The 17,094-nt window shown below is 54.2% G+C and carries 16 protein-coding genes; 4 read left to right on the top strand and 12 right to left on the bottom strand.

What is annotated here, in order from left to right:
* Positions 1 to 10: 10 nt before the first annotated feature.
* Both U738_RS08645 and metH read right to left on the bottom strand, forming a co-directional pair.
* On the bottom strand, positions 11 to 1,333 hold the full coding sequence (locus U738_RS08645; protein WP_050713486.1) for an MATE family efflux transporter: 1,323 nt from the start codon (positions 1,331 to 1,333) through the stop codon (positions 11 to 13).
* A gap of 3 nt (positions 1,334 to 1,336) precedes the next feature.
* The gene (gene metH, locus U738_RS08640) at positions 1,337 to 5,032 is read right to left on the bottom strand and encodes a methionine synthase (RefSeq protein ID WP_035579314.1); all 3,696 of its coding nucleotides are present in this window, start codon (positions 5,030 to 5,032) and stop codon (positions 1,337 to 1,339) included.
* A 292-nt stretch (positions 5,033 to 5,324) separates the two neighbouring features.
* On the opposite strand from metH, the gene nfuA reads away from it, so the two are divergent.
* Positions 5,325 to 5,948 (top strand): Fe-S biogenesis protein NfuA, encoded by a 624-nt coding sequence (gene nfuA / locus U738_RS08635; protein ID WP_035579311.1) that lies wholly within the window; start codon positions 5,325 to 5,327, stop codon positions 5,946 to 5,948.
* Positions 5,949 to 6,041: 93 nt separating this feature from the next.
* On the opposite strand, the gene U738_RS08630 is transcribed toward nfuA, so the two are convergent.
* Complete coding sequence (locus tag U738_RS08630; protein ID WP_035579308.1) at positions 6,042 to 7,091, bottom strand: DNA-binding protein; 1,050 nt, start codon at positions 7,089 to 7,091, stop codon at positions 6,042 to 6,044.
* 238 nt (positions 7,092 to 7,329) lie between these two features.
* On the opposite strand from U738_RS08630, the gene U738_RS08625 reads away from it, so the two are divergent.
* Both U738_RS08625 and U738_RS08620 read left to right on the top strand, forming a co-directional pair.
* The gene (locus U738_RS08625) at positions 7,330 to 8,511 is read left to right on the top strand and encodes a tyrosine-type recombinase/integrase (RefSeq protein ID WP_035579306.1); all 1,182 of its coding nucleotides are present in this window, start codon (positions 7,330 to 7,332) and stop codon (positions 8,509 to 8,511) included.
* A gap of 30 nt (positions 8,512 to 8,541) precedes the next feature.
* Positions 8,542 to 8,958, top strand: a complete 417-nt coding sequence (locus U738_RS08620) for a SufE family protein (protein WP_035579304.1) — start codon at positions 8,542 to 8,544, stop codon at positions 8,956 to 8,958.
* A 24-nt stretch (positions 8,959 to 8,982) separates the two neighbouring features.
* On the opposite strand, the gene yidD is transcribed toward U738_RS08620, so the two are convergent.
* From yidD to U738_RS08590, 6 genes are read right to left on the bottom strand one after another with little or no spacing between them, the layout of a single operon-like run.
* Positions 8,983 to 9,312, bottom strand: coding sequence for a membrane protein insertion efficiency factor YidD (gene yidD, locus U738_RS08615; RefSeq protein ID WP_035579303.1), 330 nt, complete (start codon positions 9,310 to 9,312; stop codon positions 8,983 to 8,985).
* Positions 9,313 to 9,335: 23 nt separating this feature from the next.
* Positions 9,336 to 9,806, bottom strand: coding sequence for a phosphoribosyl-AMP cyclohydrolase (gene hisI / locus U738_RS08610; protein WP_035579300.1), 471 nt, complete (start codon positions 9,804 to 9,806; stop codon positions 9,336 to 9,338).
* Positions 9,807 to 9,862: 56 nt separating this feature from the next.
* Positions 9,863 to 10,303 (bottom strand): transcriptional repressor, encoded by a 441-nt coding sequence (locus U738_RS08605; RefSeq protein WP_035579298.1) that lies wholly within the window; start codon positions 10,301 to 10,303, stop codon positions 9,863 to 9,865.
* 41 nt (positions 10,304 to 10,344) lie between these two features.
* Positions 10,345 to 11,358, bottom strand: a complete 1,014-nt coding sequence (locus tag U738_RS08600) for an alpha-L-glutamate ligase-like protein (RefSeq protein ID WP_035579296.1) — start codon at positions 11,356 to 11,358, stop codon at positions 10,345 to 10,347.
* Positions 11,355 to 12,878 carry an inactive transglutaminase family protein gene (locus U738_RS08595; RefSeq protein ID WP_035579294.1) on the bottom strand — a complete coding sequence of 508 codons (1,524 nt, stop codon included), beginning with the start codon at positions 12,876 to 12,878 and terminating at the stop codon, positions 11,355 to 11,357. The genes U738_RS08600 and U738_RS08595 overlap by 4 nt, the downstream gene beginning before the upstream one ends.
* A 38-nt stretch (positions 12,879 to 12,916) precedes the next feature.
* Positions 12,917 to 13,753, bottom strand: a complete 837-nt coding sequence (locus U738_RS08590; protein WP_035579292.1) for an ATP-dependent zinc protease family protein — start codon at positions 13,751 to 13,753, stop codon at positions 12,917 to 12,919.
* Between the two features lie 238 nt (positions 13,754 to 13,991).
* Here U738_RS08590 and U738_RS08585 point away from each other — a divergent pair, with 238 nt between their 5' ends.
* Positions 13,992 to 14,522: a DUF3833 domain-containing protein gene (locus U738_RS08585; protein WP_035579290.1), complete on the top strand. Its 531-nt coding sequence runs from the start codon at positions 13,992 to 13,994 to the stop codon at positions 14,520 to 14,522.
* Positions 14,523 to 14,620: 98 nt separating this feature from the next.
* Here U738_RS08585 and U738_RS08580 read toward each other — a convergent pair whose 3' ends face one another.
* The 3 genes from U738_RS08580 to ectA form a co-directional block, all read right to left on the bottom strand.
* Positions 14,621 to 15,013 (bottom strand): ectoine synthase, encoded by a 393-nt coding sequence (locus U738_RS08580; protein WP_035558199.1) that lies wholly within the window; start codon positions 15,011 to 15,013, stop codon positions 14,621 to 14,623.
* Between the two features lie 106 nt (positions 15,014 to 15,119).
* A complete protein-coding gene (ectB, locus tag U738_RS08575; RefSeq protein ID WP_035579288.1) occupies positions 15,120 to 16,388 on the bottom strand; it encodes a diaminobutyrate--2-oxoglutarate transaminase in 1,269 nt (422 codons plus the stop codon).
* Positions 16,389 to 16,485: 97 nt separating this feature from the next.
* Positions 16,486 to 17,064 carry a diaminobutyrate acetyltransferase gene (gene ectA / locus U738_RS08570; protein WP_035579286.1) on the bottom strand — a complete coding sequence of 193 codons (579 nt, stop codon included), beginning with the start codon at positions 17,062 to 17,064 and terminating at the stop codon, positions 16,486 to 16,488.
* Positions 17,065 to 17,094: the final 30 nt, after the last annotated feature.

Below are 17,094 nucleotides of genomic sequence, written 5' to 3'. Positions count from 1 at the left end.
AGTCAACGAGTTAGAAAGCGGGGGCCAGCCAGCGGCGGCGCTGCCATACCCATAAAAATCCGGCTGAGTTTATCAATCGATAAAGCAGTTGCATAAGCCAAATACCTAATAAACCCTGTTCTAAGCCAATCCCCACCCACCAGGCCAGGGGTAAAAAAAGCAGCCACTGCATCCCCAGGGTGAGCATCATAACCGTGCGCTGGGCGCCTGCGCCCATTAACGCCTGGGCAAGCACCAGGGCGGCGGCATCCAGCACAATCATCACGCCGGTTAGCTGCAGCGGCAGTTTACCCAGCGCGACTAGCTCGCTACTGCTGAAAAATATCCCAAGTACCTGTTCGGGTATCACTAACATTGGCAGCGCCAGCACAAGTAGCAGTAGCCATGCGACCCGCAGCGCATCCAGACCCCAGCGGTGGGCTTCGTGCTGAGCATCTCGGCCTAATGCCTCACCCACTAAGCTCATCGCCGCAACGCCAATACCCACTCCCGGCAAAATTAGCAGCAGTGAAAGATTAATCAACACATGGCCAACCGCGACACTGGCCGTGCCTAGCTGGCTAAGTAACCAAATGAGTACCGCATATCCCGCTGCAAATAAAAACTGCTGCAAAGAGTGAGGAGCGGCAAGTACCAAGGTCGTACGCAGGGTGGCTAAGCAAGGCATGCGTGTCAAAAAATGGTGGATAAATGGGCTTTTTATGCTCACCCAACACCAAACAATCAAGCCAATAAACAGCGATAGTGTTGTGCCAGCACCCGCACCGCTCGCCCCCATTTTGGGTAGCCCGGCAAATCCATAGATCAACCCAGCACTGACCACCACATTAATCAAGTGAACCGCCACGATGATACGCAAATAGAGATGCGTTTGCTGGCGACCGTTCCAGTAGCCACGAAAGCAGAGCGTTAGCGCAATGGCCATCAGTGACACCACCCGCCAACGAAAATAGCTAACCGCTACGCCTTGAACGTCATCGGCCTGGCTAATCAAGCCAATCAGCAGCGGTGCTTGCCACCAAGCCCAGACGGACAGCGGCAGGCCAAACACAAGCCCAATCACCAGCCCCGAGTTAAGCGGTTGGGCGATCTCTATGTTGGCAGCACCGACGCGATGTGCAGTTTGTGACTGCACGCTGGAGGAGAGTCCAAACACGACAGCGCTGAGCATAAACATGGCGTAACCGCCCACTCCCACGCCAGCAAGGGCTACCTCGCCTAAATGCCCTACCAGTGCGGCATCGATCAAGTTGAGCATGCTCTGGGAGAGCATGCCCAGCATGATCGGTAAGGCAAGACGCATAACCTTGCCGTGACGGCCAACTGACAGCATTAATCAGCTCGGGTCGTAGGAGAGTACCGGCGAGAGCCAGCGCTCCATTTCCTCAAGGGGCATCTGCTTACGTGCGGCGATGGCCTCGACCTGATCTCGGGTGATCTTACCGGTAGAGAAGTATTTCGACTGCGGATGGGCAAAGTACCAGCCGGAAACCGCCGCTGCGGGCCACATGGCGAAGTTTTCGGTTAGCGCCAGACCGGTATTTTCAGTGGCATCGAGCAACCGGAATAGCGTGGCTTTCTCGGTGTGATCCGGGCAGGCGGGGTAGCCAGGGGCAGGGCGGATACCCTGGTATTTCTCGGCGATCAAGGCATCGTTGTCCAGAGTTTCTTCCGGCACATAGCCCCAAAACTCTTTGCGCACCCGTTCGTGCATGCGCTCGGCGAAGGCTTCCGCAAGGCGATCCGTCAACGCCTGCACCATAATCGCATTGTAGTCGTCACCGGCGGCCTCATACGCTTTGGAGAGCTTATCGACACCGTGGCCGGTGGTGACCGCAAAGCCACCAATCCAATCGGCTTTGCCGCTCTCTTTGGGGGCAATAAAATCGGCCAGGCTGTAGCAGATGCCGTCGCGGCCTTTGGTGGTTTGCTGGCGAATGTGATGCAGACGCTCGACGACTTCGCTGCGCGACTCATCCGCATAGACCTCAATAACGTCGTCATCGACGCTATTGGCGGGCCATAGGCCGATAACACCGCGGGCCTGGACGCGCTTCTCCTCAACCAGCTTGCGCAGCATGACTTTGGCGTCTTCAAACAGATTGCGGGCTGCCTCGCCGACGACTTTGTCGTCGAGAATTTTGGGGTACTTGCCCGCTAGCTGCCAGCTCATAAAGAACGGCGTCCAGTCGATGCGTTCGATCAGCTCTTCCAGGTCGTAATCATCGAAGGTTTTTAACCCCAACATATTGGGCTCGGCGGGGGTGTGGTTGTTCCAGTCGGTGCGAAAACGCCGCTTGCGCGCCTGAGTGTAGTCAAGATCCGCTGCTTTGGGGCGGCGCTTGGCGTTACGCTCGCGAACCTTTTCGTACTCTTCACGGATTTCGGCGACGTAAGGTGTTTTTAAAGCAGGCGTCAATAATTTGCCCGCTACGCCAACGGCCCGGGAGGCGTCGGTCACATAAATCACCGGATGCTCATACTGCGGTTCGATTTTGACCGCGGTATGCGCTTTAGAGGTGGTGGCACCGCCAATTAGCAGCGGTAGATCCATGCCGCGGCGCTGCATCTCTTTGGCGACGTGCACCATTTCATCCAGCGACGGGGTAATCAGGCCCGAAAGACCGATAATATCGGCGTTGTGATCTTTGGCTGCCTGTAAGATTTTGTCGGCGGCGACCATAACGCCCAGATCAATCACCTCGTAGTTATTACACTGCAACACCACGCCGACAATATTTTTACCGATATCGTGGACATCGCCTTTGACCGTGGCCATCACGATCTTGCCTTTGGCCTTGGTCTCTTCGCTCTTTTCGGCCTCGATATAGGGGATCAAGTAGGCGACGGCCTGTTTCATCACTCGCGCGGACTTAACCACCTGCGGCAAGAACATCTTGCCATCGCCAAACAGGTCGCCGACCACGTTCATGCCGTCCATCAGCGGGCCTTCAATGACCTCAATTGGGCGTTCGGCCTCGGCGCGGGCTTGCTCGGTGTCATCTTCGATATACACCGTAATGCCTTTCACCAGCGCATGTTCAATACGCTTATTGACCGGCCAACTGCGCCACTCGAGATCCTCTTTCTTGGCCGCGCCGCTACCGTCGCCTTTATACTTATCGGCAATATCCAGCAAGCGCTCGGTGCCGTCGCTGCGGCGATTGAGCACCACATCCTCTACAGCGTCGCGTAGCTCGGCGGGGAGGTCGTCATAAACGGCGAGCTGGCCCGCGTTGACGATACCCATGGAAAGGCCCGCGCGGATCGCATGATAAAGGAACGCCGAGTGAATCGCTTCGCGTACTGGGTTGTTGCCACGGAACGAGAACGAGACGTTAGACACACCACCCGAGATCATTGCGTGGGGCAGGTTGTCGCGAATCCATTGAGTCGCTTCGATAAAGTCGACCGCGTAGTTGTTGTGCTCCTCAATACCGGTGGCGATGGCAAAGATATTGGGGTCAAAGATAATGTCTTCCGCGGGGAAGCCGATTTCATCCACCAGCAGGCGATAGGCGCGCTGACAAATTTCGGTTTTGCGGGCGAAGGTATCTGCCTGGCCATCTTCATCAAAGGCCATGACGACAATCGCAGCGCCAAAGCGGCGGCACTTGGTCGCCTGTTCGCGGAAGGCGGCTTCGCCCTCTTTAAGCGAAATGGAGTTCACCACCGCCTTGCCCTGGACGCACTTCAGGCCCGCTTCGATGATCTCCCACTTGGAGGAGTCGATCATAATCGGTACCCGGGCGATATCCGGCTCGCCAGCGATCAGGTTTAGAAAGCGCTCCATGGCTTCCTTGGACTCGAGCATGCCCTCGTCCATATTGATATCGATGACTTGCGCACCGCTTTCGACTTGCTCCAGGGCGACCTCTAACGCCGTGGTGAAGTCCTCTTCTACTATCAAGCGCTTAAAGCGCGCCGAGCCGGTGACGTTGGTACGCTCGCCGACGTTGACGAACAGCGAATCGGCTTCAATATTGAACGGTTCTAGACCGGATAAACGGCAGGCGCGGCTGCGCTCAGGAATGACCCGGGGCGCCATATCGCGAACAGAATCAGCAATGGCGCGAATATGCTCGGGCGTGGAGCCGCAGCAGCCGCCGATAATATTGACCAATCCGCTTGAGGCAAACTCGCTGACGATCTCCGACATCTCTTCCGGTGTTTGGTCGTACTCACCAAACTCGTTGGGCAGCCCCGCGTTGGGGTGGGCGGAGACAAAGGTGTCGGCCTTGGTAGAGAGCTCTTCCAGATAGGGGCGAAGCTCCTCGGCGCCCAGGGCGCAGTTTAAGCCCACCGAGAGTGGCTGAGCGTGGCGCACCGAATTCCAGAACGCTTCTGTGGTTTGACCCGAAAGCGTGCGGCCAGAGGCATCGGTAATGGTGCCGGAGATCATTACCGGCAGGCGCTCACCGCGGTCATCGAATAGCTCTTCCAGGGCATAAATCGCTGCCTTGGCGTTAAGCGTATCGAAGATGGTTTCGATCATGATTAGATCGGCACCACCTGCAATCAGCGCCTCGGCGGCTTCATAGTAATTCTCGCGCAGCTCATCAAAGGTGACGTTACGCTTAGCGGGATCATTCACATCCGGCGATAGCGAGGCGGTGCGCGAGGTGGGGCCTAACACACCGGCAACATAGCGGGGCACGCCGGTTTCGGCGGCCACCGCATCACACACCTCGCGGGCCAGGCGTGCTGATTCGCGGTTAAGCTCAACCACCAGCGATTCCATGCCGTAATCAGACTGTGACAGCTGAGTGCTATTAAAGGTGTTGGTCTCAATAATATCGGCACCGGCTTCCAGGTAGTCACGGTGAATCCGCGTGACCACTTCGGGGCAGGTAAGCGCGAGCAGATCATTATTGCCTTTGAGATCCGAGGGCCAGTCGCTAAACCGTTCGCCGCGAAAATCTTCCTCGATCAACTGGGCATTCTGCAGCATGGTGCCCATGCCGCCATCCAGAATCAGGATGCGTTCAGCAAGGCGTTGGGTGAGGGTTGCGATCAAAGCACTATCAGCCATGGCAGGGGGAGTTCTCCAGCGTCACAGTCGTCAAAGGGGATGTTGTTATCGTCGGAAAAGCAGCATCTGTCGTTATAAGGCGCATAATGATAACAAAAGGGATGGCAAAAGGCGCCCCTACGGAGGCTATACGCAAGATAAGGAAAGATAATTAATAGTCGCCCGTAAAAAGAGCTGTTTAAAATAGCCGACTAAAACAGTCGGGATTGTGTCAGCGCGCTGTTTTGCTTACCATAGACACAAATGACATGTGAAGTGGCGCCGCCACTACCACGGGAGGAAGACAGCCCTCATGACCACGACTAGCGAAAAAGAAACCAGTGTTGATACCCAAGGTATTGATATTACGAACAGTGCGCAAGAATACTTGGCAGAACTGCTGGAAAAGCAGAACGTTGAGGGTATTGCCGTACGCATTTTCATTACCCAGCCGGGCACACCCTACGCGGAAACCTGCCTAGCTTACTGCCGTCCCGGCGAAGAAGAGCCGACCGATGTCACGCTGGAGCTCGAGAAAATCAATGTATTTCTCGATAAAAACAGCTTAGCGTTTTTGGAAGAAGCGGTGGTGGATTTCAACGCCGACCGCATGGGTGGTCAGCTGACGATCAAAGCGCCCAACGCCAAGATGCCTAAGGTCAATGCCGATAGCCCGCTGGAAGACCGTATTAACTACGTACTTTACAGCGAAATCAACCCTGGGCTGGCGGCCCATGGCGGTGAAATCAAGCTGGTTGAGCTCACCGAGCAGCAGTATGCGGTATTAGCCTTTGGCGGTGGTTGCCAGGGCTGTGCAGCGGTCGATTTAACGCTGAAAGATGGCGTTGAGAAAACCCTGATGGAGCGCATTCCCGAGCTTGCCGGCATTCGCGACGTCACCGACCATACCGATACGACCAACGCTTACTACCGTTAAACCAACGGTATCGCACCAAAAGCCCAGCCTTTAACAGCTGGGCTTTTTTATATTCTCCGTTTTAAGACCAGTCTTTTAAGAACGCAGCTTTGATCACTGTTCTGGTTCATTACCCTTGGCACTCTGATGTGAAAGCGCGTCGGGAAGTGCCGTTAGCTGTGTTTGCAACGCCTCCATACGGTTCCACAACTTCTCTTGCCACGCTTGCTGTAGCGCGGTTTCGCGATCGGCATGCTGTTGGGCCTGCTTCTTGAGCGCCACCTTCGACTCATCCAGCTGTAGGGTAAGCGCCTTCAACTGCTTTTCCAGAGATGTGATTTGTTGCGCCTGGTCACTAAGCCGCTGCTCGCGTTCGTTGCCTTCCAGCTGCAGTTGATGCAGGGCCTGCTGCTTTGTTTTTAACTCCTGACTTAATGTCTCCACACGCTGCTCAGACTGCAGCTGACGTTTTTGGTAACTCTTCTCCTCCTGGGCGCGTGCCTGTTGAGCACTATCCAGCATCGCCATCAGCCTGCCTTCCGCTGCCTCATGACGCTGCTCTTCTTGTGCCAGCCGCTGCTCCCACGCCACCTGCTGCTCACTAAGGGCTTGGCTATGCGTATCTCGCTGCTCCTCTATCTGGCTCTTTAGCTGCTGTTGCGCCTGCTTCAGTTGATTGACTTCACTGTGTGACGCTTCGGCAAGCTGGTGCCAGTGGCGCTCACTGGTTTGACTCGCAGCTAATTCCCGGTTTAACGCCTCCATGCGCTGATCAATATGGCGTAAATGCTCGGCGAGGGCGCTTTCACGCTGTTCGGCGTTGGCCGCCTGCTGTTTAGCCTCCTCAGCAAGCTGCTGGGCATCTGCCACTTGACGGTCTGCATCTTCGCGATAGTGGAGCAGCGTTTGATTCGCTACCTCTTGGGCTTCGCGCCATAGCTCGCTGGCCATAGTCACCACGACTTCCGGCACCCCTCTGGGTGGTGGCACGTCGCGATTTTGCTCCCGCTCGCTGCGCCACTGGCGAAAGTGATCACTAATCGTGGTGAAGCTACCGGTGCCCAGCACATCGCGGATGCGCTGCACGCTGGGCGTGTCGCCGCGAGCCTGCAGGGTATCTATCGCTTGTTGCACATCGCTGTACTGAATGCCGTTGCGGGCCATGAAGCGCTCCTTCCTTGCGGGCTTTTCTTACCGGATTTGTCGTCGCCATTGTCGGCATTAATGATTCAAAAGGCAATAATTACGTATTATGTAATACGTAAAATTATTTATGATATTGCGTATAAATTCAAGATTACCCGTATTATCTTGAATTTATTCAGCTACAGCGGCACACTTACGACCTATAGAGTGTCAATAAACCCTATAAACAAGGGCTTGGATAAGGGTAGAGAAAGGTATGGCGAATAATGTTATTACACCCACTGACCTGCTATTGCCGCTAAACACCTTGCCCAATGACGGACGCATTAGCGCCCAAAATGATGCCCAGGCGGTGATGGCGTGGCTGGAGGAGTACGTGGATAGCCCGCAAACCTGGAAAGCTTACCGCCGTGAGTCGGAGCGCCTGCTGCTGTGGCTGGCTAGCCAAGGGCTTACACTGGCCGACATAAACCGCGAAACGCTGCGCCAATTCGAAGCCTTTCTCACCGACCCACAGCCCTGCGAGCAATGGGTCGGGCCATCAAAACCCCGCTCGCATCCGGCGTGGAAGCCATTTCGCGGCGTGCTGTCGCCTGCCAGTCGACGCCAAAGTCTGGTGATACTGCAGGGTATGTTTGCTTGGCTGGTGGAAGCCGGGTGGGTTAACCACAACCCGTTTCGTTTGATGCGCGATAAATCGCGTCGACTGAATAACCAGACGCCGCGTATAGAGCGGTACCTGGAAAGCGATCTATGGGCGTGGCTATGGACGTGGCTGAATACACCGTTAGCGGCTGGGGAGGGGAGTCGCGCCCGTTTTGAACATGCACGACGGCGCTTTATCTTTGGCTTTGCCTATTTGCTGGCACCGCGCATTAGCGAGATGGCCGATGCACGCATGGGCGATTTCCAGCGCAGTGAAGGCCGCTGGTGGTGGCATGTGGTGGGCAAAGGCAGCAAGATGGCACGCATTCCGCTGCCTGAGGATATGCTGAACTGCCTTCAGCAGTGGCGCCAAGCACTGGGGCTGCCTGACACCCACAGTCAGCTGGAAACCGCTATGCCGTTGCTTCGCGCCCTGGATGGTCAGCGCGGCCTGGGTCATAACCAGCTTTATCGACTTATTCGAGAGACGTTTCAGCAGGCGGCGCAAGCACTTGAGGCTAGCGGCGGCGCACCTGAACATATTGCCGCACTTCACCAAGCAACGCCGCACTGGTTGCGGCATACCTCGATCACCCACCAGGCCCAGTCGGGTATTAGCCTGCGCCATTTGGCCGAGAGCGCACGTCATGCGCGACTGGATACCACTTCGCGCTATCTCCATAGCGAAGACGCTGAGTGGCACCGTGAGCAGCAGCGGCATCGATTAAACAATTCACTTCCTGATAGCTCCCTCAAGCCGCCTTTGAGTCGTTATAATGAGGTAGATTCATAAACATGCAGATACCACCGAAAAGGAAGCACCATGAGCACTTCCGGCGCCGAACAGGCCCAGCAAGAGCTGATCGAAGATTTCGAGATATTTGATAACTGGATGGACCGTTACCAGTACATTATCGATATGGGTAAACAGCTGCCTGACTTTCCCGATGAGTGGAAAATCGAGGAGTTTAAAATTCAGGGCTGTCAGTCCAATGTGTGGCTGCGCCATGAAGAGGAGGGCGATAAGCTGGTTTTTAAAGCGACGTCTGATGCAGCCATCGTGTCTGGCCTGATCGCCGTACTGCTGCGTATTTACAGCGAGCGAACAGCCGCTGAAATCCGTGCCACTGAACCACATTTCTTGGCTGATTTAGGCCTGGACAAACACCTCTCGCCAACGCGTAGCAACGGTTTGCACGCCATGCTAGAGAAGATCTACGCAGTTGCACAGCAGAAATAGCCAAAACAGAAGCAGGTAAACGCATTAACGAGGATGATGGTCACAGCAGGAGGACGGCGCCTGTTCATCATCCTCGCGGCACAGCTGCTCGCTACGGCCGCCGGGCACCGGATCCATACCGCCGGGATTGCCTGGGTGGCATTTGACGATGCGTTTAAGCGCCATCCAACCCCCTTTTAAGGGTCCATGCACCTGAATTGCTTCAATGGTGTATGACGAGCAGCTGGGCCAGAAGCGGCAGCGGGGGCCCAGCAACGGACTAAGCGTATATTGATAGACCCTGACGCAGCCAATCATCACTTTCATCACCGCCCAGCGTGAAGCTGAGCACAGCGTTGAAATAAATCGAGTCATGGCTAAGCATTTCATGTGTAGAGCTAGGTTTTCTTGCCGTAGAGCGTGTCAGGATCAATCAGCGGATTACTGGTGATCGAAGCCTGCTCTTCGTTAACGGCAATATAGAAACAGCTGCGCCGCCCAGTGTGGCAGGCAGGCCCGGTTTGCTCGACGTGCAACAGTAGCGTATCGCCATCGCAGTCAAGCGCGGCGGAGATAAGCTGCTGCTGCTGACCCGACGTCTCTCCCTTCCGCCACAGCGTTCCCCGCGAGCGCGAATAGTAGCAAACACGCTGGGTGGCTAAGGTCTCTTCAAGTGCCTCGCGATTCATCCACGCCATCATCAACACTTCTTTTGAGTCGTGCTGCTGCGCAATTGCCGGAATTAAACCGTCGGCATTAAAGCGCACAGCCGCCAGCAGAGTGGAAACTGCAGGCAGGCTATCTTCGGGGGTGGCACGCTCTAGTTGTTTAAACAACGCCTCCGGCGCGACTTGATCAAAACGGGACATGATTTACTCGCTGACTATACGAAAAAATTAGCTGTTCGCGATTAGCTGGCTCAGACTCAGTTCGATCGACAATCCTGGCAGAGCCCTTGGAGCTCAATGGTTTGGCGCTCAACGTTAAAGCCTTGGCTTTTTGCCAGCGCTGCCAGTTGGTCGCTGATCTCGTCCAAATGCAGCTCTTCAACATAACCGCATTGGCGGCAAATAAGCAGCTGAAAACCGTGAGCATGCTCTGGGCAAGCACAGGCCACATAAGAGTTCTGCGACTCAATCCGATGCACCAGCCCTTGATCAATTAAGAACTCCAGCGCCCGGTATACGGTCGGGGGACGGGCGGCTGCGTGCTCAGTAGAGAGCTTATCGAGCAAATCGTAGGCTTTTAGCCCACCGCCATTTTCAGCAATCATCTCAAGCACGCGTCGGCGAATAGGAGTGAAACGCACGCCGCGGATATGGCACTGAGACTCCGCCTGCTGTAGTAGTGTACTCGCTTGGGTCATGGGCAACTCGGTTGAACGTGATTAGCCTACTCGATAGTAGTCTACGCGCCGGTGGAAGGGGTGTCAGGGCTTTCTACCCGCTCGCTATCTACCAGTTCACTCTGCCGCGCGAAATGGTGCTGGGCAAAGGCCACACGCTGCTTAGCCGGCACGCCATCGGGTTGACGCTCAATAAGATCCAGGCGGCGGCGCAAGCCTTCGCCATTGGTCATTTGAATGGCCAAGCCAGGACGCGCGTTTAGCTCAAGCAGCATCGGGCCGTACTTGCGATCCAGCACCATATCGGTACCCAGGTAGCCAAGCCCGGTCATCTCATAACAGCCCGCTGCCAAATTAAGCAGCGTTTCCCACTGGGGCACGACCAAACTTGCCAGGTCGTGACCGGTATCCGGATGGCTAAAGCAGGGCCGGTCAAACTGGACGGCACGCAGGGCCGCCCCGGTGGCTATGTTTAAACCCACGCCCACCGCACCCTGGTGTAGGTTAGCTTTGCCGTCAGATGCCGCGGTGGAGAGGCGCATCATGGCCATAACGGGGTAACCTTTAAAAACAATTACCCGTATATCGGGAACCCCTTCATAGGTGTAATCCATTAGGCTTTCATCGAAATTAATCAGCGTTTCAATCACCGCCACGTCGGGCGAGCCGCCTAACGAGTACAACCCCGACAAAATATTCGACACGTGCCGCTCAACATCGGTAAGAGAGAGCTTGGCACCACTTGGCTTGATAAAGGCGTTATCTTCGACTTTTTCAACCACCAGAATGCCTTTGCCACCGCTCCCTTTGGCAGGCTTGATAACAAAGCCTGCGTGGCCGGTGAGCATTTCGCCAATGTGCTTAACGCCAAACTGAGTGGTCACGGTGCCAATCAGTTCGGGGCTGGTAATTCCATACTGCTGAGCCAGCAACTTGGTTTTAAGCTTGTCATCGACCAGAGGGTAAAGGCGGCGCTTATTGTATCGACCAATATAGCGAATATTGCGCCGATTCATACCAATGATGCCTTTATCCCGCAACCGTGTGGGCCAGGTCCAGTTCTTCAGCCAACTCATGAGGGTTTCTCATCATCAGTGATTGGCTTGAAGCGGCGCAGTTCCAGTAAACGGTAGCCGGTGTAATTACCCAGCAGCAAGATCAGCGCCATCAATATCAACTGCACACCCAGGAAGTTGAACGTTATGTGGCGCACCCAGGGGTTATTCATCGCCAGGTAGGCAAGAATGGCCGTGACCAAACTACCGCCACCCTGGATTAGCACCTGCTTGGGGCCTTCCTCTTCCCATAGAATCGACATCCGCTCGATCGTCCAGGCCAGGATAATCATTGGGAAGAAGGTAATCGTTAAGCCCGCACTAAGCCCCATGCGGTAGGCCAGCACAGTGAAGATCGAGATAATCGCAATCACCGTAATAATCACCGCAGAGACCCTGGCTACCAGCAATAAATTCAAGTAAGAGAGATAGTTACGAATAATCAAACCCACAGCAACGATAAGCAGGAAGCCAATCAAACCGGTTGGCAGGGTGGTTTGAATGAAGGCGAGGGCGATCAACACCGGCATAAAGGTACCGGACGTTTTAATACCCACCAATACACGCAAAAACACCACCATTAACGCGCCAATGGGAATCAGCAAGATAGTTTGGAACAGTGCTTGCTCTTCCAGAGGCAGGCTGTGAATAGAGAAATTCAGCAGCGTGTCTTCAGAGTAGTGGTTGCGCACCGCCGCCGAAGCCGGCTGGTCGTGGGTCATCATGGAGAACGTAACCCGTGAGTTGGTACCGCCTTGAACCTCCAGTACCGCTCGACCACCGGTTTCCCACAACAATAAATTGTCAGGCTTGCCTTGTTCGCCCGTCAGTGGGTGAAAAATGGTCCACTCTTCGCCGGACTGATCAAACACCTGGATCCAACTGCTGAGCGTTTGGCGACGACGGCCATCTTCCAACAGCAAGCCGCTCACCTCACGTGCCTGAACGCCCGCCTGGTTCAGTAACCGCACCACCAGTGCCGCCGGATTTTCTTGCGTCAGCAACAGACGTGCATTTTCCTCCTGACGCTCACCATTAATATCGCGAATTAGCTCGCGGGCGAAGGTGGCATTGTTGGCGCTGCGTGCCCAGGCTTGTTCAATCAGCTGGTTGGCCGCCGTGTCGTAGGGGCTTTCCCAGGGCGTGGTAATGGGTACTTCAGGGGCTGTTTGTACCGGTGAGCGAGCGTCTTCCGACACCAACATTTGCACCGAGTAGTAGAGCGTTTGGCTACCCACTGCTTGACGAATTGTCCAGCGGGCAGTGCGGCCTAATTCATCCGCTTGATAAGCAAGTCCATAGCCTGACGATGCGGTGTTTTCAGTCAGTACCCGGTAGCCTGCCTGATGAGAGGGCAGTGCCAAATCGACCTGAACAGGACCGTCTTGCGCATTGAAGTTAATGCCCGCCTCAATTTCCCACACCTGGCGTTGTTCGCCGGGCAGCCAAGGAATTTCAAACTGCACATGGCGATGCACGCTGGTCGCAATACCTGCGATCAGCAAAAAGCCGACAATAATATAAAACATTAACCGTGACATGGAGATTCCTTTCTACGTAAAACGCCAGGGGAGAGTAGTTACTCTTCAGTATCGTCTTCATCAACTGCTTCATCTTCAGCAGCTTGATCGGCTGGCTCACCGCCAGGAAACTCGGGGCGGTCATGCAAATATGTATCGGCCACATCAATCACCGCAATATCCATTAAAAAGCGCCGCCCAAGCAGCACTGGATAATCTAAATGGGAGCGATCATTGAGCGTGAATTCGACATTTTCACGAATTGGCCCTAAGGTCATTAATAGCGAAATGACCGGCCGCGACTCTTCACCTGAGGCTTGAACAATACGCACTCGGCGAACAATGGGCGCTTCAATCCATTCATCACGCTGTGATTCAACGGCCACATCATCTTCGTTTAATGCCAACTTGAAACGCACCCAGTTTTCACCATCACGTTCGAAACGGGTGATCTCTTCAGCAGAAAGTGACGACGTGTTGGCACCGGAATCGACACGCGCTTTGAGATAGGTACCCAGACTCGGTAGCCCTATCCATTCACTGCGACCCAGCAGTGTTTTGGTGGTTAAGCTCTCATCAATTTCACACTCTTCGCGAATGATGACAGGCTCTTCACCGCGGGCTTCCAACTGCTGCACATCTTGACGAAGGTAGCGCAGCAAACTGCCCACTTCACGCATGTCGGCAGTCAGTGCCTCTTGGTGGTCAAGCTGGCGTTCCTGCAGTGCCGACTGGGTGTCGCATTGCTGGGTTAGCTGGCTCTCTAATTCCAGGATACGGGAGTTGAATGAGGCTTCGCTTAAAGGGGGCGGTTGATTCGTTTCCGGCTGGGTTGCTGCACAGCCTGTGATCGCGAGCGACAAGCCAGCTATAAGCCACAAAACACCTGGGCGCATAACGAGAGATATCCTTGGACAATAGGTTGGGGAATGATAAGGAGATGGGGGGCGAGTGTCCAACGCCATCACAGCTTTTCGGACACCTATTAAAGACGACCAGAACACCCTATTTAACATAATATATATTAAGCGAACCCGGTGGTGCGCAGTAGTCACAGCCACTTAGGTGCTCTATGCTATAGAAATACTTTACCATAGTTGTACCGACTTCCATTTCAATATAGGAAATATCTCCATGACCCGCTCCCTGCGCATTAGTTTTTTCACACTGCTTTTCTTGCTGGCTGGTTGTGCTGGCGTTGATGTTGAAGACTACGCTGATTCTGAACCCCGCCTGGATATCGCCGAATACTTTGCGGGCACCACCCGAGCCTGGGGCATGGTGCAGGATTACTCCGGCGAGGTACAGCGACGTTTCACCGTAGATATCCAAGGCACCTACGAAAATGACACTCTCACACTGGATGAGTCTTTCGTTTTTTCAGACGGTGAAACCGATCGCCGCGTTTGGACATTTGAACGCGTTGATGAGCACCGCTGGATTGGCACCGCCAACGATGTAGATGGCCAAGTTGAAGCACACCAATACGGTCATGTCTTCCACATGCGCTATCCGTTAGATATCGAAATTGATGGCCGAATGATCTCATTTACCATGGATGACTGGATGTACCTTCAGCCAGATGGCCGTTTGATCAATCGAACCGCCATGCGCAAATTCGGCTTCACGCTGGGTGAAATTACCCTGGTGTTTGAGAAAATATAAGCCCATAGTAAATTTCTCTGCATAAAACCCAGGCTCAACAAAAAAGCAGCCCGCTTCATTTAGCAGGCTGCTTTTGTTATCTCATGCTAGCGCTATGCTTACTCTGGGGCTGCGTATGAGCCATCTTCCTGGTGAACTTCATTACCGGTGATCGGCGGTGTGAAGACACAGGCAACGGTCATGCCTTTCTCTTTACCGCGCAGCAGGTGTTCGTCATGCTGGTCTAGCAGATAAATATCACCTGCTTTGATGGGCCAGATTTTGCCGTCGGCCAGGGTTTCAACTTCACCTTCACCTTCATAGCAGAACACTGCTTCATAGTGATTTTTGTAGTGAATATGCGTCTCAGTGCCAGGAAAAATGCGGGTAATATGGAACGAAAAACCGGCATTGTCATTGGCCAGAACAAGGCGCGTGCTGTCCCAGTTACCATTTTCAGCGGTCACTAGACGCTCTGTTTTACGCGCTTCTTCAAGATTACGAACGATCATAGGAGTACTCCATTGAAAACGGCTGGCGACTACCAGCCGCTATATCCCTAACTAAAAAAACCTGTGAGCTTACTGTTTCAGCGTAACACCTAATTCTAGTGCCAAGTTACTCGCTAGCAACAGCCTTGACGCACGTTTCGAGGATATCCAAGCCTTCCAGCAGGTCTTCATCGCTGATGGTTAGCGGGCACAGACACTTAACCACTTCGCCGTCCTGACCACTGGTTTCAATCACCAGTCCATGCTCAAAGGCTTTGCTGGTAATCTTATCGGCAATGTCACCCGATACGACGTCAATCCCGCGCATCAGACCACGACCACGCTCAGTGGCGGGCATGCCGTGCTCGGTCAACAGCGCCGCTAGCTTCTGAAAACGCTCTTCTACAATACGTCCTTTACGCTGAACATCGCGTTCAAAGGTGTCATTAGACCAGTATTTTTTCAACGCTGCGGTGGCGGTCACCATTGCCAGGCTGAAACCACGGAAAGTGCCGTTATATTGGCCCGGCTTCCATTTATCCAGCTCTGGGCGCATCAGCACATGCGCAAATGGCAAGCCGAACCCGGAGAGTGATTTCGAGTTGGTGATAATGTCAGGCGTAATACCCGCATGCTCGAAACTAAAGAACTTACCGGTGCGACCACAGCCTGCCTGGATATCATCAATAATCAGCAGAATGTCGTGGGCACGGCAGATACCTTCAAGACGCTTCAGCCACTCCAGGCCTGCCACGTTAATACCGCCCTCGCCCTGCACGGTTTCAATGATGACACCCGCTGGAATATCCAGACCGCCAGATTTATCGCCGAGCAGCTTTTCAAAATAGTCCAGGGTATCGGTATGTTCACCCATGTAGCCATCGAAAGGCAGGAAGCTAGCGCCCTGAGTGGGTATGCCACCAGTGGCTTCACGGAATTTACGATTACCCGTGGTCGCCAGAGCGCCCATGGTGACACCGTGGAAACCATTGGTGAAGGTGACAATATTATGCCGACCTTTAGCTACTCGGGCTAGGCGAATAGCGGCTTCTACAGCATTGGTACCGGTTGGGCCAGGTAGGTGTACTTTGTAGTCAAGCCCACGGGGCTTAAAAATAACTTCTTCAAGCGTTTCTAAATAATCACGCTTAGCATTGGTCCACATGTCCAAACCGTGAACGACACCGTCAGTCGACAGGTAATCGATCATCGCCTGCTTCATGTGCGGATTATTATGGCCGTAGTTAAGCGTGCCCGCGCCGGCGAGGAAATCAATATACTCACGGCCGTTCTCATCGGTTAAGCGCGCATTTTGCGCTTTGGTAAACACCACCGGAAATGAACGAGAATAAGTACGTACATTGGATTCCATGCGTTCAAGCGTCTGGGTCTGCATTGCGACCTCCTTGGTTGATCATTTTGCCTTTAGGCGTTAAGCGTTACTTGCCCGGAGCAACATAAGCGGGAAAACCGTCAATCCACAAAACCACGTATTAGATGCGGTCAGTTTGGAACGGGCCAATACGCACCAGGTTTTCCGGGTCATGCTCCCCTCCGAGCTGTTCGGTAGAGAAGTATTCGCGGCTATTGAGCGGCGCATGCCAGCGCGCCGCCAAACGGCGAAACAAGCCCCAAGAGGCTAGATTGTCAGGTGTGATGGTGGTTTCAAGGTGATGCACATCGTCAAGTTCGGGGCGCGACATAATAGCCTCGACCAAGCGGCGCGCTAACCCAGTGCCACGGGCTTTTTCACCAACAGCCACTTGCCATAAAAAGTAGGTATCGGGGGCATTGTCCTTGACATAACCAGACACAAAACCCACGACTTCACCCTCTTCATTGGTAGCGACTGCACAGGTATCACGAAACTGGGTGGCGAGTAGCAGGTAGGCGTAGGCTGAATTAACGTCCAGCGGCGGGCAGGCTTTAATAAGCTCGTAAACTCCCCAGCCATCATCCGCATTGGGTTTGCGAATAAATAGTGGTGTCTCTGCATGACCGACAACGGCATCAGCGACTGTCGGCCGTGCAAGGTCGGCAGAGGGGGTAAACGGTTGTGTCGGCGTACTCATAGTTATGCTTCGCTGTAGCGAATTTGATGA

The organism is Halomonas sp. TG39a (genome assembly GCF_000744395.1).
GTDB lineage: Bacteria > Pseudomonadota > Gammaproteobacteria > Pseudomonadales > Halomonadaceae > Vreelandella > Vreelandella ventosae_B.
Note: the sequence above shows the minus strand (reverse complement) of the source record. Positions and strands in the feature narration are given on the sequence as shown.

Excerpts from the sequence above, each read along its gene's own strand:
- U738_RS08645 (WP_050713486.1), bottom strand. The coding sequence starts at position 1,333 with ATGCTGTCAGTTGGCCGTCACGGCAAGGTTATGCGTCTTGCCTTACCG.
- metH (WP_035579314.1), bottom strand. The coding sequence starts at position 5,032 with ATGGCTGATAGTGCTTTGATCGCAACCCTCACCCAACGCCTTGCTGAA.
- nfuA (WP_035579311.1), top strand. The coding sequence starts at position 5,325 with ATGACCACGACTAGCGAAAAAGAAACCAGTGTTGATACCCAAGGTATT.
- U738_RS08630 (WP_035579308.1), bottom strand. The coding sequence starts at position 7,091 with ATGGCCCGCAACGGCATTCAGTACAGCGATGTGCAACAAGCGATAGAT.
- U738_RS08625 (WP_035579306.1), top strand. The coding sequence starts at position 7,330 with ATGGCGAATAATGTTATTACACCCACTGACCTGCTATTGCCGCTAAAC.
- U738_RS08620 (WP_035579304.1), top strand. The coding sequence starts at position 8,542 with ATGAGCACTTCCGGCGCCGAACAGGCCCAGCAAGAGCTGATCGAAGAT.
- yidD (WP_035579303.1), bottom strand. The coding sequence starts at position 9,312 with ATGACTCGATTTATTTCAACGCTGTGCTCAGCTTCACGCTGGGCGGTG.
- hisI (WP_035579300.1), bottom strand. The coding sequence starts at position 9,806 with ATGTCCCGTTTTGATCAAGTCGCGCCGGAGGCGTTGTTTAAACAACTA.
- U738_RS08605 (WP_035579298.1), bottom strand. The coding sequence starts at position 10,303 with ATGACCCAAGCGAGTACACTACTACAGCAGGCGGAGTCTCAGTGCCAT.
- U738_RS08600 (WP_035579296.1), bottom strand. The coding sequence starts at position 11,358 with ATGAGTTGGCTGAAGAACTGGACCTGGCCCACACGGTTGCGGGATAAA.
- U738_RS08595 (WP_035579294.1), bottom strand. The coding sequence starts at position 12,878 with ATGTCACGGTTAATGTTTTATATTATTGTCGGCTTTTTGCTGATCGCA.
- U738_RS08590 (WP_035579292.1), bottom strand. The coding sequence starts at position 13,753 with ATGCGCCCAGGTGTTTTGTGGCTTATAGCTGGCTTGTCGCTCGCGATC.
- U738_RS08585 (WP_035579290.1), top strand. The coding sequence starts at position 13,992 with ATGACCCGCTCCCTGCGCATTAGTTTTTTCACACTGCTTTTCTTGCTG.
- U738_RS08580 (WP_035558199.1), bottom strand. The coding sequence starts at position 15,013 with ATGATCGTTCGTAATCTTGAAGAAGCGCGTAAAACAGAGCGTCTAGTG.
- ectB (WP_035579288.1), bottom strand. The coding sequence starts at position 16,388 with ATGCAGACCCAGACGCTTGAACGCATGGAATCCAATGTACGTACTTAT.
- ectA (WP_035579286.1), bottom strand. The coding sequence starts at position 17,064 with ATGAGTACGCCGACACAACCGTTTACCCCCTCTGCCGACCTTGCACGG.